This window comes from Vreelandella glaciei (assembly GCF_013415125.1).
Classification (GTDB): Bacteria; Pseudomonadota; Gammaproteobacteria; order Pseudomonadales; family Halomonadaceae; genus Vreelandella; species Vreelandella glaciei.
This window is the reverse complement of the sequence record NZ_JACCDE010000008.1, coordinates 51,879-69,901: the sequence shown is the minus strand read 5'-3', so window position 1 is coordinate 69,901 and position 18,023 is coordinate 51,879. Positions and strand designations below refer to the sequence as shown.

Sequence of the window (18,023 nt, the reverse complement as noted above, 5' to 3'; positions counted from 1 at the left end):
GGCGTCTTATTGTGAGACTGCACGCCGCGAACGTTAGAAGACCGCCACCCTGACCGACAAGCTTGTGCGCATAAAAGACAAAAAGTTCTTTACGCGCATTTTGTTCATTTTGTTCACGCCTGCTAGCTCACAGCACTTCCTTATAGAGAGTCTAGCCAGTCATGTGCCGTCTTCAACAGTCGATAACGACGTTCGGGCCGCCCTACGTCACCATAGCCCAGCTCAGCACTTACCGCCTGCTCGGCAACTAGAAACTCTAAATAGCGGCGCGCGGTGGAGCGGCTAGCTCCCATGATGCGCGCCATTTGCATGGCAGTAAGGGAGTCGGGGGCATCGGCCAGGGCATCGATCACCCGGCGTAGTGTCAGCCGGTCAATGCCTTTAGGTAGGGCTTGAGATAGTGACTGACTTTTTGCCCGCAACGGCTCGCCGGGCTTAAGGCGCGCCAGCACGGAGTCCAGTTCATCCTGATTCATCTCAGCGCGGTTGGCCAACGCTTCACGCTCGCGACGGAAGCGAGTCAGCATTTGCGTCATTCGCGCAGCTTCAATGGGCTTGATCAGGTAGTCAAATACCCCACCGCGCAGCGCTTCACTAATGGTTTCCACTTCGCGTGCAGCGGTAACCATGACGATATCCACATGCACGTAGTCGCGGCGAATCGCCCACAGCAGCTCCAAGCCCTCGACATCGGGGAGGTAGGCATCTAACAAAATCAATTGGATGTTAGCGGCGTGTTCCGCCATCAGCGCCTTGGCTTCGCTGCCGTTGCGCGCCATACCCACTACATAAAAGCCTTCGCTCTTTTCAATGAAGGCTCTGTGGATATCGGCGATGCGAAAATCGTCTTCAACGACCAAAATGCCGTACTGCCTATCAGACATCGCGTTTCCCCTCGCCGCTATGGCCACTGTTTTTGGACTTGTTGTTGAGATCGTCGATGAGATCGCCTTTGAAATGATGGTTTAGATCACTGTCAGGCCTATTTTGGCATAGCGAGCGGTCAAGCACGGCGATAAAGCACGCCCCGCCCAGCTCACTCTCTTCCAAAGTAACAGCGCCGCCATACTGACGGCAGAGCCTAGCCACCAACGCTAAGCCAATGCCCTGGTGTTTGCCCGCTTTGGTCGAAAAGCCTTCTTGGAAAATCGACTCGGCGAGTTCAGCGGGCACCCCCGGCCCGTTATCCTCCACTTCGATCAGTAGCTGCTCACCCAGGTCGGTGAAAAACAGGCGTACTTTGGGCGTTTTATTTGGTCCATGAAGGGCGGCATGGCAGCCATTATCCAGCAAGTTACCCACCACGCTCATCATCACCTCTTGACCGGTAGGCGTTAGCGGGCAGGAGAGCGAGCTTTGTTCGTCAATTTCCAGCGCTACGCCAAGCTCCCGCGCGCGGGTGAGTTTACCCAGTAGCGTACCGCTAAGCACGGCGTCAGCCACGTTGCGCATTAAAAAGCTCATTTGCGCCTGGGCACGCTCGGTTTCCTGATGGATCAGCGACAAGGCTTCCTCGATGCGCTGTAACTGCAGTAACCCGGAGATGGTGTAGAGCTTGTTGGAAAACTCGTGAGCCTGGGCACGCAGCATATCCACGTCACGGCTAGCCTGGGTTAGCGCCTGGGAGAGGTCGACTATCTCCCGACGGCTACGGAAGGTGGCCACCGCCCCTTCGATCTCACCCTCGTGCAGAATCGGCACCCGGTTGACCACCACGGGATGATCGCCCAGCCACATCTCCTGATCGAACTCCTGCTCGCCGCGCCGGAGCACTTCCAATAACCGTGAGTTGGGCACAATTTCACGGATAGGCTGTCCCAACAGCACATGCTCGTCATCCAAGTTAAGAAAACGCCGCGCCTGCTGGTTGACCAGCGTGATATGCCCTTCTCGGTTAACCGCTAGGATGCCTTCGTGGATCGACTGCAAAATGGCCTCTTTCTCCATCGCCAGTCGCGCAATCTCATAAGGCTCCAAGCCTAGAATGACCTTTTTAAGGTGCTGCGATAGCCAATAAGCACCGGCGAACCCCAGGCAGATCATCAGCGCCACCAGTACCCAGCCAAAGCTGTTGTAGCGCGCCACGTCCATTTCGACGCGATCCATCATAAAGCCGACGGAAACCAGGCCAATAATATTGCCCTCTTCATCCCAGATAGGTGCTTTGCCACGCATGGCGGTGCCCAGTGAACCGGTTGCCTCGGAGACATAGAACTGGCCATGGATCAGCGCCTGATCGTTATCCCCACCCACCATCGGTTGTCCGATTCGTTCCGGCACGGGGTGTGAGTAGCGAATGCTTTGGGCATTGCCGACCACGACATAGCGCGCCCCTGTTTCTTGGCGTACCCGTTCTGCCAGCGGCTGGATAATAAAAGCGGGATTAGGGATATCAAATGCGTTGATAATTTGCGGCATTGACGCCACTGTTTTGGCCACCGCCAGCGCCCGTTCGCCCATCTGCTGGCTAATAATTTCCGCCTTGCGGAGATTGAGATACGTGCCCTGTGCCAGTAGCATGCCCGCCAGCAATAGCCCCACCAACAGCATTACCTGCAGGCGAAAGCTGCGTTTATACCAACTGCGCCTAACGCGGGTACGGCGCCAGCGCTGCAGCTCGGCGAGTGTTCGGGGGCGAGAAGCGCTCATAGATAGACTCAAAATACATGACCGCACCATTATGGCACGCGCCAGCAAACGACGTTAAACGCCAACACGCCATGTCATCATTCGCTGATATAATGCTCGATTGCCGAAACCAAGGAGGGAGATAGTGGCTATTGTTGCGAGAATCGTTCGATGGATGCTTTTGCTGGCCTGCTGGCCACTGTGGCTAAGTGTGGCTTATGCCAATCCGTTTTATGCCCCTCCGCCGCCCCAGGAAGATGCACCCGTATTCAGTGGCGATGCTGAGCTTGGTTTTACCCACCTGTCAGGCAACACCAACAGCCAAACCTTGATCGGCAAAACACGGCTAACGTGGTTAACCGGTAAATTCACCTACTCTCTGCGCGGTGAAGTACGCACCGTTAGTAAGGATGATGAAACCAGCGCTGAGCAGTACTTAATCGCAGGGCGCGAGCGTTACGAGCTCGATGGCCCCCACTATCTGTTTGGCTTTGCCCGCTGGGAGAAAGATCGCTTTGCCGGTTACGACCAGCAGTTGTCAGCGATTGGCGGCTACGGACGGCAGATTTTGGAGAACGAAACCCATACGCTCTCCCTGGAAGCGGGACCTGGTTACCGCCATGATCGTCTGCGCGACTACGACGATGAGCGCTTGATGGTGACCTACACCGCACTGGATTACCGCTGGGAATTTTCTGACTACGCGGATATCGAACAGGAAATGTCACTTGAGTATACCAGCCAGAACATCACTTCCCGTTCGCTAACGGCCCTTACTGCCCGGCTCAACTCAAAGCTGTCGCTGCGCCTATCCCACGAAATCAAGCACAACTCCCAGCCGCCTGACGACACCAACGAACGCACCGACAGCACTACCAGTGCGTCGCTGCTTTATCGCTGGTGAGCCTTTACATAGAGACTAGCGGTTCTGACCGCGGTGCGCCCAGCCGGTCATGCGTTTCTCTAACTGTGCAAATAGCTCATACATCACCATCGCCATGGCGCTGATGACCAGTAGCCCAGCAAAGACCAATCCCATGCGCATTTGCGAGCCCGCGCTCATCATTAGGTAGCCAATGCCTTGATTGGAAGCGACCGTTTCCGATACCACCGTGCCTACGAAGGCCAACGTAATCGCCACTTTTAGCGAGGCAAAAAAATACGGCAGCGAGCGCGGCAGGCCTACTTTGAGCAATACGTCCATACGCCGCGCGCCCAGCACTCGCAGTACATCTTCCATTTCGGGTTCCAGCGTCGCCAAGCCGGTAGCCACGTTGACCACAATGGGGAAGAAGCAGATCAAAAACGCGGTGAGAATGGCAGGAACCGAGCCAATCCCAAACCAGACCACCAAGATGGGCACGAACGCCACTTTGGGAATGGCATTAAAGCCCACCAATAGCGGATAGCAGGCGTTATACAAAAAGCGCGACGAACCGATAATAAAGCCTAGTACCAGCCCCACCGCAACGCCTAGACCAAAGCCGATGAGCGTGGTCCAGAAGGTTTGCCAGGAGTGCATGGCGATAGGGCCAGCATAGGTCACCAGCGCCCGGGCGGTTTCCATGGCGCTCGGAAAGATAAAGCTGGGCACGTCAAACACGCGCACTGTCACCTCCCAGATGATCACCAATGCCACCACCGCGATCCATGGTGCTAGTCGTTCAATGAGCGGGTTATTTTTCGTCATAAGCGCGCCTTTCATCACGTACTGCGTGCGTTTATCAAGTGCTACGTACTTCGCCAATTTGCGCCCGCAGTTCCTGAACCAAATCAATAAAGGGTTTTTGGTAGGTGGTTTCCAGTGCACGGGGTCGTGACAACTCTATTTCACGGCGCTCGATTACCCGGCCGGGACGGCGGCTCATGATGTAGACGGTATCGGCCAGAAACGCCGCTTCGCGGAGGTCGTGGGTCACCAGCACTACCGTAAAACGCTGCGCCTCCCACAGGTCACGCAGCACACACCACAGCTCTTCGCGGGTAAAGGCATCCAGTGCACCGAAGGGTTCATCCAGCATGAGTAGACGCGGCTGGTGAATCAGCGCTCGGCAGATCGACGCCCGCTGCTGCATACCGCCAGAAAGCTGCCAGGGGTATTGATCTTCGTAGCCTTCCAGCCCCACTGTCTTTAGCAGCTTGCGCGCCCAGCCGACAAACTCTTCGCGCCGCTTGCGGAATTGATGGCGGTAAGGTTTGACGATCTCCAGCGGCAGCAAGACGTTATCCAAGGTGGTGCGCCAGGGCAGCAGATTGGCGTTTTGAAACGCCATACCGGAGATCTTCAACGGCCCGGCAACCGTTGCTCCATCCACTCGCACGGCACCGGTGGTAGGCGCATGCAGACCGGTGCAAAGTTTCATAAAGGTCGATTTACCGCAGCCGGAGGGGCCCACGAAGGCGACGAACTCGCCTTCGTGGATGCTCAGGTTGATATCTTCAATAGCGTTACCCGACGTATCGTAGGCCAGGCTAACGTCATCAAAGGTGACGAACGCTGCCGCCATGCTTATTCGCCCTCTGCCGAAAACAGCATGCGGTCTTCTTGGGCAGGTAAGTAGTTTGAATTAAATACCTGATCGGGAGAGGGGATTAACGTGAGGTCGTAGGCATCGGCGACCAGTTGAATCGCCTGAGCCAGACGCTCGTCATCCACCCCGCCTACGCCATTCTCACGGGCATCGGGGGTATCCACGACGCTCTCCAGAGCGAGCTTCAACCGCCGGGTTTCCATCTCTACATCGATCAAACCGTCACGGTTTTTGACGTACTCAATGGCAGCTTCAGGGTCGGCAATGGTCTCTCCCAGGGCCCTATTGAAGGCGCGCAGAAAGCCCTGCACGGCGTCTGGATTAGATTCGGCGAAGGATTCGCTGGCAATAATCGCGTTACCGTAGAGCGGCACGCCATAGTCGGGGAACGGCATGATGGTCAGTTCGTCTTCACTCATACCGCGCTCTTCAAGATTGAGCAGGCTAGTAAAGTAAAAGCCGGTGATCGCGTCCACATCGCCACGAGTGAGCAGCGTTTCACGCAGCGTGGGGTCGACGTTCTGCCACTCAACTGCGTCAGCTTCCAGGCCATTAGCGGCGGCAAACACGCCCCAGGCACGGTAACCGGTGTCAAAGGCCGGGGCGGCGATGGTTTTACCGGCTAAGTCAGCCGGACTTTCAATACCGCTCTCTTTACGAGCAAATACCGCAGCGGGCGTGCCATCGTAGACAATATAGACGCCCTGAATGCCGGGACCATCAGGGTTCTCAGCGAGGAATTCGACCAGCGCATTAAGGTCGCCAAAGCCCATCTCGTAAGCACCGGACGCCACGCGGTTAATCGCCCCTGCTGAGCCACTGCCGGAGTCGATTTGAACGTCCAGCCCCTCTTCAGCGAAGTAGCCTTTCTCGGCAGCCATCAAAAAGGGGGCGGAGGGTCCTTCAAAGCGCCAATCCAACTGAAAGCGTATCTGGGTGTCGTCGGCATGGCTGAGAGACGGCATTAACACCAGTGCAGCAGCACCGCCCACCCACAAACGTGTAGGCGAATGGCGTAAGGCAGCAGTGTTGAAAGTAGAACGGAGAAGCGTCAATACGGGCGACATGGCGGCATACCTTGTATACAAAACATGCTTAAGTATTAGCAGCAATACTGCCAAATTTAGTATTTCTTATAATTATCAGATGATTACGACAAGATCATAACGAAGAACGCTTTGCCCGCACGCCAATAGCGTGCATGCGTGCTCCTAAAACGCACCAAAATAAAACATATTAGACGTTGGTCTATATCGGCGGTATACTACGCGCAGTTTCCTGTCCTTGCGCCATTCATTGAATGGCGCTTTTTTTTACCTAAAACTTCACTTGGTAGACCGCTACTTCCATTAATGCCTGCTGATATTAATGACTATTTACATTCATTGAGACACGGCGTTAAACCACCTAACGACGTGCTTTGATAAGCTTTTTTTCCACCTTCCCCTTGCTCCCCCATAAGGTATTAAACATGAACCAACCCAGCCCCAACGCTGAGGGTTCCCAGCGTTTCTCACTTGGCGATCCCATTGTGCTGATCTTGAGTATCGGCTTTATTGTCGCTTTTCTGGCGCTGTCGTTTTACGACGTAGCCCTAGTGGCGGATAGTATCAGCGCAGGTTTCGCGTGGACGGCGTTAGTGTTAGGTAGCTATTTCCAGTTACTACTGCTGATGACGTTCTTTATTGCCATTGGCTTAGCGATGACGCCGGCTGCAAAAGCTAAAATCGGCAACTTAGCTGCACCAGAAATGAGCACGTTTAAATGGCTATCGATCATTTTGTGCACCCTGTTGGCGGGGGGTGGCGTATTTTTTGCCGCCGGCGAGCCGGTTTACCACTTTGTAGTGACGCCCCCCGCCTTTGATAGCGAAGCGGGCACCGCTGCAGCCGTTTCTGGCGCTTTAGGTCAGTCCTTTATGCATTGGGGCTTTATGGCCTGGGCGGTACTGGGGTCATTAACAGCGGTGGTTCTCGCCCATGCACATTACGTAAAAGGCCAGCCGCTGCAACCACGTACGCTACTCTACCCGATACTCGGTGAACGCTTAATGCGTGGCCCACTGGGCGGTTTAGTCGACGCCTGCTGTGTGATTGCGTTAGTTGCGGGCACGGTTGGACCCATTGGCTTTCTGGCCACTCAGGTTAGTTTTGGTCTGCATGAGCTGTTTGGGCTGCCGGAAGGCTACACCGGCCAACTGATTATTCTGGGCATACTTGCCAGCATCTACGTGCTCTCCTCCATGAGCGGTGTACACAAAGGCATTCAAATACTTAGCCGTTTTAACGTGCTGCTGGCGCTAGGTATTGGGGCGGTGATTATTGTCTTTGGCCCAACGCTGTTTTTGGTCAATAGCTATGTTTCCGGCATGGGCGCTTATGTCAGCGAATTCTTTACCATGGCGACCATGACCGCAGAAACCGCCCCAGCGTGGTGGATGCAGTGGTGGACGGTGTTTTTCTTTGCCTGGTTTATCGGCTATGCCCCCGTGATGGCGATTTTTGTGGCGCGGATTTCCCGCGGGCGCAGCATTCGCGAAATGATTGTGGCAGTGGCGATTCTCGCGCCTATCGCCACTACCGTTTGGTTTACCCTGCTCGGGGGCTCGGGCATCTACTACCAGCTTAATGGCGTGATCGATTTAACCGAAGCACTTAATAACTTTCAGTTTGATGTCGCCACGTTAACCGTTGCCCAGGCATTGCCCGGCGGCACCTGGATGGCGCTAGCCATTTTACTGCTGACGACGATTTTCGTAGCGACCACCGGTGACTCAATGAGTTACGCCATTGCGGTGGTCGGCGCGGGGCACGATAACCCGAGCCCGGTCATGCGGGCGTTTTGGGGGATTGCCATGGCGCTAATGGCGGCGGTACTGCTGTATATGGGTGCTGGTCAGATTGGCGCGTTGCAGCAGTTCATTGTTATCACCGCGATTCCGGTGTCGTTGATACTGTTGCCATCGCTCTGGAATGGTCCACAGGCAGCCTACGCCATGGCCCGCGAACAGGGCATCATTGAATAGGTAAGCCGCTCTGGCCCTGGCTACCTTATATCCCTTCCAGCAGGCGCAGAATCATCTGCGGCTGCTGGTTGGCCTGGGTCATACCATTGATTTTCGCCGCCATACGTTTAGCAATCGCCTGCCCTGCCGGGTCATCTTTAGCGCTATTGATACGTAACCAGATGAGAGGCGCACGCCTCCGGAGGAAGCTAACCGACCCAGACGCTGGGCGGCTATAACGTTACTATCGGCCTAGCCATAAAAATCATGAGCGTTTTACTGGTTCAAGGGTGCGGCCACTGCTGGCGAGCACTTCGTCGACCGGTACTTTTACATAGTCATGCTGGTAGTAACCCTCATCCACAACTTCCCCATTCCACGCCACCATATCGAGATCCATCGTGCGTGGCCCTGACTTAATCGCGCCGCGTACTCGACCTAACCGGTCTTCCACTTCTTTGAGGTAGGCGCGAAACGCTTCTTGCTCAAGTGACGTGCTGACTAATAGTGCTGCATTTAAGAAATCAGGCTGCTGCTGATAACCTACCGGTGTTGTGCGTATCGCTTTTGAGCACGCCAAGAGCTTGCATTCTTGGCTAAGAATCGTCAGCGCCTGATCAAAATAATGTTCAGGATCGATATTGGACCCCAGGGAGATCAAACACTCATGGAGGGCGGCAGCCTGCTCGCTAGGCAACGTCGTGGGTAGCATGGCGACATCCTGTGTTAGTGGCGTTTTCTAAGAAACATGGAACTACCCTATTGTGAGCCAGCATTATAAATACCTCCAGGCCCCTGCCATGTTTTAAGCTCTGTATAAGTTATTGACAAACGCTGCACTCACGCAGAGAGTTTTGCATATCCATAAAACGATAGGGAACGCTTTATGCACCAACAAGCTGCTTTGGTCACCGGCGGTGCCACTCGCTTGGGCCGATACTTTTCTGAAGCATTGGCCGATGCGGGATATGATATTGCACTGCACGTCAATCGCTCCCGCGAGGAGGCTGAAGAGGTCGCCAGCGGCATTCGCGCCAAAGGACGAGAGTGTGAAATATTTCACTGCGATTTTTTAAACGACGATCTACACGTCTTACTGCAGTCGGCAAAGCAGCGCTTCCCAGGGCTTAGTTTGCTGCTGAATAGCGCTTCCGCCTATGAGCCAGCACCGATAGCCGGGACGGATCTGGCGATGCTGGAAGCTCAGTTCCGAGTCAATATGTTTACCCCGCTACTGCTGACGCGCCACTTTGCCGAGGTGGTTCAAGAGGGCCAGGTGATCAATATCATTGATAACAAAGTGGCCTATCACCAATACCCCTATGCGGCGTATTTACTGTCGAAAAAGAGTTTAGCGGAGATGACTCACATGGCGGCGCTGGAGTTCGCCCCGCGTATTCGCATTAATGGCCTTGCCCCTGGCGTGGTACTACCTGCCTCCCAGCGCACCAGTGACTATGTCCAGTGGCGTATTGAAGGTATTCCGCTTAAGCGACAGGGTGATCCTGCCCATCTTGTACAGGCTTTGCACTATTTATTGAATAACGCTTTTGTGGCCGGTCAAATCCTGTTTGTCGATGGCGGTGAGTCCATCAATATTGAGGGGCGCCACTCGGAAAACTATACTTTATAAACATGCATTATAAGCCGATGCTTCTTTAAGAAGCGGCAGCAGCTAACAACGAGCATCGTTAAAACGCAGTGAGGCCGCCCAAAGGCGGCCTCACTTATGCTTACGGTGTCGTCAATCACACACTACCTTTCATCGACGTCATCGTGGTCAGGCTTGAGGTGATCAGGTTCGCGGGTTTGCTGAACACTCGCTTGGCTCTCTTCCTGCACGATGGGCTTCTCTTCCACTTCCTTCTCTTTAGCGGTTGACTCCAAGACCCGCACATTGGCAGGTGGTGTCTTCCCATTTTTGGTCTCACCAAAGTAGAGCGTGGTATGCGGGAAGGGAATTTCAATACCCGCCTCATCGAAGCGCAACTTCACCAAGCGATTATAAGCGCGGCCAACACCCCACTGGTCGCCCGGCGTGGTTTTGATCACCACACGAATGTTCACGGAGCTATCCGCCAGGGCCACCACACCCGCCACGGTGAGGTCAGCGAGCAGCTTATGCCCGTGCTCTTCGCTGGCTTTAAGATCTTCAAAGGCCAATTGGAGCTGCTCAATAGCTTCGTCGATGCTCTCGTTATAGCCAATACCGTATTCGCCCACATGGTTGCCGTACTCACGCATGTAGTTGGAAACGGTGTCCACGCTTGAGAACGGCACGATGTGATAAGTACCAGACAAGTCGCGGATGCCGACCGAGCGGATGCTTAGCCGTTCGGCGGTACCTGTCACGCCACCTACCGTTACGACATCGCCGGTGTTCATGGCATTTTCAACCTGGATAAACACCCCGGTAATAACGTCTTGCACCAGCTTCTGCGCGCCAAAACCAATGGCCAGACCGAGTACACCAGCACCGGCAATCAGCGGACCGATATTGATACCGATTTCCGACAGCACGATCATGCCGGTAATCGTTACCATGGCGATTGCCAGCGCATTGCGGAACAGACTAAGCAGCGTTTTAGCCCGTGCTGAAGGTTCGCCGTAGCCGGTTTCCGGGTTGAGCTTATGCTCAATCAGGCTCGCCAGCCCCAGCCAAACCGCTAGCGCGACAATCAAAATCACCGCGACACCGACCAGATTGCCGACCAGATTGGCACCGCGTTCAGAGGCATACCAAGCGGCTAAATCAAACGCGCCCCAGGCGTTCAACACCATCATGATGACCACGATCAGAATGACGGTACGCAGCACACGCAACGCATTGGGAACGTAGCTATTCAGGCGCTTTTCAAGCAACGGCAGTTTGCGCCGCAGGTCGTCTGACAGCGTGATACGGCGGCCAATGGTCTGAGTAAGAAAGGACGACACCAACAGCCCAACGACAATCGCGGCCAATGACTTCAGGGTGGCGTACATCACAAACGGCAGCGCATCGCCGGGGCGCGTCAGTGTCAATACAAACACAATCAAGAAATACAGCAGCGCGAACAGGTGCCAAGTGCGCGCAAATAGCTGCAGCGAGACGCGGCTGGCGGTTAAGGTTGATTTTGCCGCCATCTCATTGAGATTATCGCGCAGGCGGGTGCGGTTACGTACTACCACGACCACTGCATAGATAAACGCCAGCACCATTATCAGCGTGCCGACGGCCTGACCCAGCGAGGCTGCCACGTAAAAGTTAACCAGCGGCACTACCACCATCAGGCCGTAACCGACCATGCCGATCAAACGGGCTAACCAGCGGTTCCAATAGGACGCCTCCTGGGCTGAAATTGGCAGTAGCCGCAGCCCTTCGTAGCGCGACGAAAACAGCATCCGCACACCGGCTTTGAGCAGCTCGATGACCAGGAAGGCATTTAAGAATAGGGAGGCGCGGGTCGAAAGCTCTCCGGCTTCACCAATCGCAAAGGTAGCCAGCAGATTACCACCCACATAGGCCAAGCCCACAAGCAGCACATCGATGACCGCCGCAATCGCCACGCAGAAAACCAAGCGTAAAACGGGGGTTAAATTTTTGCCATTTAGCGACCAGCCGCTGATTTTGGTAAACAGCGGCTTCGCCAAGCGCCTGAAAATCATAAACATCGCAAATGTCGCGACAATTACAAGGCCCAGATTAATCGCCGCACTGGTGAACGCGGCCATGTCAAAGACACTATCAGCCTCTTGACCGGCTAATAGCCCACCTACAATGCTAACCACTTGCTCAAACTGCCCACCCACGTCACTAACCACACGACTGGTGAGTTCGGCTAGTTGGCGCGGCAACGAGACATCCTCCGGCGCTATCTCACTGCCTTGTGCAGCAGCTTCTGGCGAGAGTTCGGTGGCAATCCCCTCGGGCAGCGCTGAGGCTTGATGGCGCAACATCTCAATCAACTCTTGTCGCGACTGCTCATCTTCCAATAAATCGGCCAGCGCCTCATAAGACGTCGGTGCCGGGGCTTCTGATGATGCAGTGCCTTCGGCGCTGGCCGCTTCACTCGGCGTGCTTTGTGCCATTGCTGGTGTGGCCATGAAGGCAATCATTGCCAACAGCCAGACACCTAGCCAGGGTAATAAACGAAGTGGCTTCACACCTTAATCTCCTTTCGGGTGAGTATTCTTTTCAATCTAACGGCTGCTTACACTCTACACTGCCTGTGCAGCTTGTTAAAAAGTTGTACAGGGTAGCATGCCTTAATTAACAACACGTTTCACAGGCATAGCGGTGCTAGCCAGTAGTGCGCGAGCAGTAAGACCACAGCGTAGCGGGCGCCCTTAGCGATCACAATCCACGCCAGTGCCCGCCACCAGGGCAGCCGGAACACGCCGGCCAACACGGTAAGGGGATCGCCAATAATCGGCGCCCATGAAATCAGTAGGCTTAGCTCCCCAAAGCGGTGATACCAACCCTCTGCACGCGCCAGGCTTCGTGGCGAGGCGGGAAACCAGCGGCGATCTTGAAACTGGCGGGCATAGCGGCCTAATGCAACGTTGATCATGCTGCCCAGGGTATTGCCGGTAGTGGCGAGTAGCCACAGCGCCAGCGGTGGTTCGCCCATACACCACAGCCGCGCCAGCCACACTTCCGACCCACCGGGTAACAGTGTGGCGCTGACCAAAGCGACAAAAAACAGGCTTAACATAACTCAGCGGCCCGCGTTAGCGTGGCACCTGCCCACCCAACTGTTGGGTGATTTCATCGGCCGTTTGGCGTACCAGTGCGCCCAGCGTTAACAGCCGCGCTTCAGGGATACGCGCCATGGGGCCTGAAACGGAAATCGCCGCCAGCGGGGTACTGTGTTCGTCAAATATGCAGGCAGCGACGCAGTGCAGGCCGATCGCGTGCTCCTCACGGTCACAGGCAAAACCCTGAGCGCGAATTTGCTGGGTTTCCTCTTGCAGGGTCTCGGGCTGATAAAGCGTATTAGCGGTCACTCTGGCTAGCTCACGGCCATCCAGCAATTGAGCGCGCTCATCATCAGGCATCCACGCCAGCAACGCTTTACCGACACCGGAGGCGTGCAACGGCGCGCGCGAGCCAAGACGCGTGATCATGCGCATCATCTGGGGAGACTCATGCTGGGCGAGAAACACCGCCGTTTCCCCATCGCGGATACCCAAGTTGGCGGTTTCGCCGGTTTCAGCCGTTAGGCGGCGCAAAAATGGCCGGCTGGTGGCCACGACGTCGCGCGCTTCAAGGAAGCTATTGCCGATGCGGAAGGTTTTGACATCGATTCGCCACAGACCTTGCTCGTTCTCCTGGGTGACAAACCCCTGGCTTTGCAGTGCTTGTAATAAACGATGAGTCGTCGATGGCGCTAATTCGGCCATTTCCGCCACTTCCGAAAGGGCGAGTCCAAGGGGGCTCGCCGCAAGATACTCCAGCAGCGTTAAGCCACGTACCAGCGACTGGCTATGGCCTCCGCTGGCTTTGGCGGTACTCGCCGGACGACCGACCGTCCTGCGTTTGGCTTCACTCACCTGGCTTTCTCCTAAAAGGCGCTCCTAAAAAGACGCTCCCAAAAGCGCCCCTACTACTGACTAAAAGCGCCCTTGCTGACGGCGCATTACCTGAAAACACAAAGGGCGTCAGGATAACGTGTCAACATGGCGATTGTCGCGTTTACGGAAACGAATTCCATTCATTCAATGACGTCATCTTAGCGGTGCCGCCACTGCGGTGGCCGTTTGGCGATAAACGCATCGATCCCTTCGCCCACATCCTCGGCCAACATATTGCAGGCCATGGTTTCTCCGGCGAAGGCGTAGGCTTCATCGAGCGGCATGGCAAGCTGGCGGGCAAACATGGCTTTTCCGGTACGCACCGCAACGGCGCTTTTAGCGCAGATACTGTCCGTCATCTGTTTAGTTGCCTCATCCAGCGCATCGTCCTCTGCCACGCGGTTAATCAAGCCCCACTCGGCCGCCTGCTCGGCGCTGATAAACTCCCCGGTAAGCAGCATCTCCATGGCGCGCTTACGGGCAACGTTTCGCGACAGCGCTACCGCCGGGGTAGAGCAAAAAAGCCCAACGTTGATACCGGAAACGGCAAAGCGGGCACTGCGCGCCGCCACCGCCAAGTCACAGCTCGCCACCAGTTGGCAGCCCGCGGCAGTGGCGATGCCCTGGACTTTAGCAATTACCGGCACGGGGAGATTCACAATGGCCTGCATGACCTCGCCACAGCGGGCAAATAGCGCCTGGTAGTAAGCTTTATCGGGGTTAGCGCGCATCTGCTTGAGATCATGACCAGCACAGAAGGCTTTGCCTTCGGCGGCAAGTACCACGCAGCGAACGCTGCTATCGTTGGCAATCTCGGTTAGCGCATCGTTAAGGGCTTGTAGCATGGCTTCCGAGAGCGCGTTAAAGCGCTCCGGTGTGCTCATTGTCAGCGTTGTTACGCCCTGCTGGTCAAGGCGCTGTAGAGGGGAAGCCGTTGACGATAGACCGTCAGAGGTGATGGGCATGGTGAACTCCTGGGGTTGAGTAACACTTTGCCCATCAGTCTAGCGCACACTCTTTTTTATCAGGCTTTTTTCATTAGGCGGGTATCACGGCCTAAGGGGTGCGGCTCGCCGCGTTGTTTGGCTAAGTCAATCTGGCGCTGGCGTTCACGGGCGGCGGCGCGGGTCTTTTCTGGCAGCGAATCGATGCAGTGAGGGCAACTAATCCCCGGCTCATAAGCGGAAGACTGCATATCCTCGGCGGAAATCGGCATGCGGCAGGCGTGGCACTGCTCAAACTCACCCTTGCTCAAATCGTGGCGAACCGTCACGCGGTTATCGAACACAAAACACTCACCTTTCCATAGCGACTGCTCTTGCGGGACTTTTTCCAGGTAGTTCAGCACGCCGCCTTTCAGGTGGTAGACCTCTTCAAAACCCTCTTTAAGCATAAAGCTGGAGGCTTTTTCACAGCGGATGCCGCCGGTGCAGAACATCGCCACTTTCTTGTGCTTTTCCGGGTCGTAGTGCTCGCGCACGTACTCGGGAAATTCGCGGAAGGTGGTGGTTTTCGGGTCTATCGCCCGCTCGAAGCTGCCAATGGCTACTTCGTAATCGTTGCGGGTATCGATCACCAGCACTTCGGGGTCGGCGATGATGTCGTTCCAGTTTTTCGGCTCGACGTAAGTGCCCACGGTGTCGTTGGGGTCGATATCCGGTACGCCGAGGGTGACGATCTCTTTTTTGAGCTTCACCTTGGTGCGGTAGAACGGCGTTTCGTCGCAATAGGACTCTTTGTGATCAATATCAGCTAAGCGTGGGTCGGCAGTCAGCCAAGCCAGCAATCCATCAATGCCCTCGCGGCTGCCCGCCACCGTGCCGTTAATACCCTCTTTAGCGAGTAGCAGGGTGCCCTTTACATCGTTATCGAGCATGGTTTGGCGCAGCGGCTCGCGCAGCGCTTCAAAGTCATTCAGGGTGACAAATTTGTACAGCGCTGCGACCACAATGGGCGGCACTGGGTTAGGCATAGCAATGGATACTGACATGTAAAACTCCAGGTAGTCACCCTCGCAAAGGGCGGACCGGGTTAGAAGAGGCGAGGATTTTACTCGAAAGCTAACCAAAAGTTTAGCGCTGGCAATCACATTTAATACATCGATTTATTCGACAGAAACGTACTGAAACCTTCACCCCACGCGACTTCAACGAGGCGTATATTGTCACTATTCCCTCACGCAACCTGCGGAGCACAGCATGATTATTCGTCGTTCAAACGAGCGCGGCTACGCCGACCACGGCTGGTTACGCTCATTCCATACCTTTTCGTTTGCCAACTACGTTGACCGCAACCATATGGGGTTTCGCGCTTTGCGCGTGATCAATGAAGATCGCGTAACCGGCGGCCATGGTTTTGGCGCCCACTCTCACCGGGATATGGAGATTATTTCCTACGTGCTGGAAGGTGAGATGGAGCACAAAGACAACATGGGCAACGGTGAGGTAATGCGCCCAGGCGATGTGCAGCGCATGTCAGCGGGCACCGGCGTGCTGCATAGCGAGTTCAACCACTCCAAGGAGAACGGGCTCCACTTCCTACAAATCTGGATTGAGCCAAAACAGCTCGGCATTAAACCCAGCTATGAGCAGAAGGCGTTTCCTACCGCCGAACGTCAGGGCCAGTGGCGGTTAGTCGCTTCTGAACAGGGTCGCGAAGGCTCAGTGAGTATTAATCAGGACCTCAATCTTTACGCCGGCTTGTTTAGCGCTGGCGAACAACCAACCGCACCACCTTCGCGCCACGCTTGGCTGCATGTGGTCAATGGTGAAATGGAGGTAAACGGGGAGACATTAAGCGCAGGCGACGCTGCCGCATTCCAACCGGATGAGACGATCAATCTCACCGGTAAGCAGGCAGGCGAAGTGCTGCTGTTTGATCTAGCTTGATTAGTTGTTATTCGACGCTAACCAAAACGGCCCCAATTAAGGGGCCGTTTAGTTTCTGAATCAACGTTTTAGCTAACAGGATTAGCTATTTTGCGATGAGTAGAGCGCACGAATTTTCAGCGTGTGGTCTACCTCACGCAACGCTTCCAGCGCCTGAGGGCCGTAAGCTTTATCGACATCGATAACCACATAACCCACTTTCTCGTTGGTCTGCAGATATTGGCCCGAGATGTTGATGCCGTTTTCAGACAGTACCCGGTTAATTTGCGACAGCACGCCCGGCACGTTGTCGTGAATATGCAGCAAACGGTGCTTGTCCGGGTGAGCGGGCAGTGCCACTTCGGGGAAGTTAACCGACGTCACGGTGGTGCCGTTGTCGGAGTAAGTGATCAGTTTTTCCGACACTTCGATCCCAATGTTCTCCTGCGCTTCCAGAGTAGAACCACCGACGTGCGGGGTCAGAATTACGTTTTCCAAGCCGCGTAGTGGGCTCTGAAACTCTTCGTTGTTGCCTTTTGGTTCAACGGGGAATACGTCGATAGCGGCACCGTTTAGCTTGCCCGCTTTAATCGCATCCGCCAGCGGCTCGATTTCTACCACACTGCCGCGCGCGGCATTAATCAAGATCGCGCCTTGTTTCATGGCTGCGATCTCTTTCTCACCGATCATCCAGCGGGTAGAGGCCAGGTCAGGCACGTGCAGGCTGACCACATCGGCGCGCCCCAACAACTCTTCAAGGCTCGATACCTGGCTGGCATTACCCATGCCCAGCTTGGCAATCACATCGTAAAAAATAACGTTAAAGCCTAGCGACTCGGCTAACACAGAAAGCTGCGCACCGATGCTGCCGTAGCCCACTATGCCTAACGTTTTACCGCGCGCTTCGTGGGAGTTCTTGGCTGATTTCAACCAACCGCCCTGGTGGGCACGGGCGTTTTTCTCAGGAATACCGCGCAGCAGCATAATCGCTTCCGCCAGCACTAGCTCAGCCACCGAACGGGTATTGGAGTACGGCGCATTGAACACCGCGATACCACGGGTAAGGGCAGCGGTTAAATCGACCTGATTGGTGCCGATACAGAAACAGCCAACGCCGACCAGCTTCTCCGCCGCCTCGAACACGCGCTCAGTCAGCTGTGTGCGGGAACGGATGCCGATAAAGTGAACGTCGCGAATCTTTTCGATCAGCGCTTCTTCATCAAGCGATGTGGGCAGATGCTCGATATTTTCATAACCGGCGTTGTGAAAATTGTCCACCGCACTCTGGTGGACGCCCTCGAGTAGCAGGATCTTGATCTTGCTCTTGTCCAGGGACGTTTTGGCCATGGCTGAATCAACCTCTATGGTCGGCGGCATGCGCCGTGTATCGGTTCACGGGAGGCGCATATCGTAGCACAGACAGCCCCATTCACGCCGGGT

16 protein-coding genes and 1 pseudogene are annotated in these 18,023 nt (G+C 55.3%); 4 read left to right on the top strand and 13 right to left on the bottom strand.

Annotation, left to right across the window (positions count from 1 at the left end; translation table 11 throughout):
* Positions 1 to 140: 140 nt before the first annotated feature.
* Together HZS80_RS07350 and HZS80_RS07345 are read right to left on the bottom strand one after the other, a co-directional pair.
* On the bottom strand, positions 141 to 884 hold the full coding sequence (locus tag HZS80_RS07350) for a response regulator (RefSeq protein ID WP_035555190.1): 744 nt from the start codon (positions 882 to 884) through the stop codon (positions 141 to 143).
* A complete protein-coding gene (locus HZS80_RS07345; protein ID WP_235272473.1) occupies positions 877 to 2,649 on the bottom strand; it encodes an ATP-binding protein in 1,773 nt (590 codons plus the stop codon). Before HZS80_RS07345 ends, HZS80_RS07350 begins: the two co-directional genes overlap by 8 nt.
* Before the next feature lie 154 nt (positions 2,650 to 2,803).
* On the opposite strand from HZS80_RS07345, the gene HZS80_RS07340 reads away from it, so the two are divergent.
* Positions 2,804 to 3,532, top strand: a complete 729-nt coding sequence (locus HZS80_RS07340) for a DUF481 domain-containing protein (protein WP_035555187.1) — start codon at positions 2,804 to 2,806, stop codon at positions 3,530 to 3,532.
* A gap of 15 nt (positions 3,533 to 3,547) precedes the next feature.
* On the opposite strand, the gene HZS80_RS07335 is transcribed toward HZS80_RS07340, so the two are convergent.
* From HZS80_RS07335 to HZS80_RS07325, 3 genes are read right to left on the bottom strand one after another with little or no spacing between them, the layout of a single operon-like run.
* Positions 3,548 to 4,318 carry an ABC transporter permease gene (locus HZS80_RS07335; RefSeq protein WP_035555184.1) on the bottom strand — a complete coding sequence of 257 codons (771 nt, stop codon included), beginning with the start codon at positions 4,316 to 4,318 and terminating at the stop codon, positions 3,548 to 3,550.
* A 34-nt stretch (positions 4,319 to 4,352) separates the two neighbouring features.
* A complete protein-coding gene (locus HZS80_RS07330) occupies positions 4,353 to 5,135 on the bottom strand; it encodes an ABC transporter ATP-binding protein (protein WP_179915637.1) in 783 nt (260 codons plus the stop codon).
* 2 nt (positions 5,136 to 5,137) lie between these two features.
* A complete protein-coding gene (locus HZS80_RS07325) occupies positions 5,138 to 6,226 on the bottom strand; it encodes an ABC transporter substrate-binding protein (RefSeq protein ID WP_246361792.1) in 1,089 nt (362 codons plus the stop codon).
* A 404-nt stretch (positions 6,227 to 6,630) separates the two neighbouring features.
* On the opposite strand from HZS80_RS07325, the gene HZS80_RS07320 reads away from it, so the two are divergent.
* Positions 6,631 to 8,184 (top strand): BCCT family transporter, encoded by a 1,554-nt coding sequence (locus tag HZS80_RS07320; protein WP_179915636.1) that lies wholly within the window; start codon positions 6,631 to 6,633, stop codon positions 8,182 to 8,184.
* A gap of 64 nt (positions 8,185 to 8,248) precedes the next feature.
* Here HZS80_RS07320 and HZS80_RS24085 read toward each other — a convergent pair.
* Positions 8,249 to 8,341 (bottom strand): annotated as a pseudogene (locus tag HZS80_RS24085) (flagellin N-terminal helical domain-containing protein); the annotation flags it as partial.
* An 87-nt stretch (positions 8,342 to 8,428) separates the two neighbouring features.
* Entirely contained in the window at positions 8,429 to 8,875 is a 447-nt protein-coding gene (folK, locus tag HZS80_RS07310; RefSeq protein ID WP_045812040.1) for a 2-amino-4-hydroxy-6-hydroxymethyldihydropteridine diphosphokinase, read from the bottom strand.
* Between the two features lie 174 nt (positions 8,876 to 9,049).
* On the opposite strand from folK, the gene HZS80_RS07305 reads away from it, so the two are divergent.
* Positions 9,050 to 9,796 carry an SDR family NAD(P)-dependent oxidoreductase gene (locus tag HZS80_RS07305; RefSeq protein WP_035555174.1) on the top strand — a complete coding sequence of 249 codons (747 nt, stop codon included), beginning with the start codon at positions 9,050 to 9,052 and terminating at the stop codon, positions 9,794 to 9,796.
* A gap of 122 nt (positions 9,797 to 9,918) precedes the next feature.
* On the opposite strand, the gene ybiO is transcribed toward HZS80_RS07305, so the two are convergent.
* The 5 genes from ybiO to trhO form a co-directional block, all read right to left on the bottom strand.
* Entirely contained in the window at positions 9,919 to 12,306 is a 2,388-nt protein-coding gene (gene ybiO, locus HZS80_RS07300) for a mechanosensitive channel protein (protein ID WP_179915635.1), read from the bottom strand.
* Positions 12,307 to 12,425: 119 nt separating this feature from the next.
* Positions 12,426 to 12,857 carry a YqaA family protein gene (locus tag HZS80_RS07295; protein WP_035555167.1) on the bottom strand — a complete coding sequence of 144 codons (432 nt, stop codon included), beginning with the start codon at positions 12,855 to 12,857 and terminating at the stop codon, positions 12,426 to 12,428.
* A gap of 16 nt (positions 12,858 to 12,873) precedes the next feature.
* Positions 12,874 to 13,695, bottom strand: coding sequence for an IclR family transcriptional regulator domain-containing protein (locus HZS80_RS07290; RefSeq protein ID WP_179915634.1), 822 nt, complete (start codon positions 13,693 to 13,695; stop codon positions 12,874 to 12,876).
* Positions 13,696 to 13,874: 179 nt separating this feature from the next.
* The gene (locus HZS80_RS07285; protein WP_035555149.1) at positions 13,875 to 14,681 is read right to left on the bottom strand and encodes an enoyl-CoA hydratase; all 807 of its coding nucleotides are present in this window, start codon (positions 14,679 to 14,681) and stop codon (positions 13,875 to 13,877) included.
* A gap of 59 nt (positions 14,682 to 14,740) precedes the next feature.
* The gene (gene trhO / locus HZS80_RS07280) at positions 14,741 to 15,706 is read right to left on the bottom strand and encodes an oxygen-dependent tRNA uridine(34) hydroxylase TrhO (protein WP_246361790.1); all 966 of its coding nucleotides are present in this window, start codon (positions 15,704 to 15,706) and stop codon (positions 14,741 to 14,743) included.
* A gap of 208 nt (positions 15,707 to 15,914) precedes the next feature.
* Here trhO and HZS80_RS07275 point away from each other — a divergent pair, with 208 nt between their 5' ends.
* The gene (locus HZS80_RS07275) at positions 15,915 to 16,604 is read left to right on the top strand and encodes a pirin family protein (protein ID WP_179915633.1); all 690 of its coding nucleotides are present in this window, start codon (positions 15,915 to 15,917) and stop codon (positions 16,602 to 16,604) included.
* 81 nt (positions 16,605 to 16,685) lie between these two features.
* Here HZS80_RS07275 and serA read toward each other — a convergent pair whose 3' ends face one another.
* Positions 16,686 to 17,930: a phosphoglycerate dehydrogenase gene (gene serA, locus HZS80_RS07270; RefSeq protein ID WP_035555143.1), complete on the bottom strand. Its 1,245-nt coding sequence runs from the start codon at positions 17,928 to 17,930 to the stop codon at positions 16,686 to 16,688.
* Positions 17,931 to 18,023 lie beyond the last annotated feature (93 nt).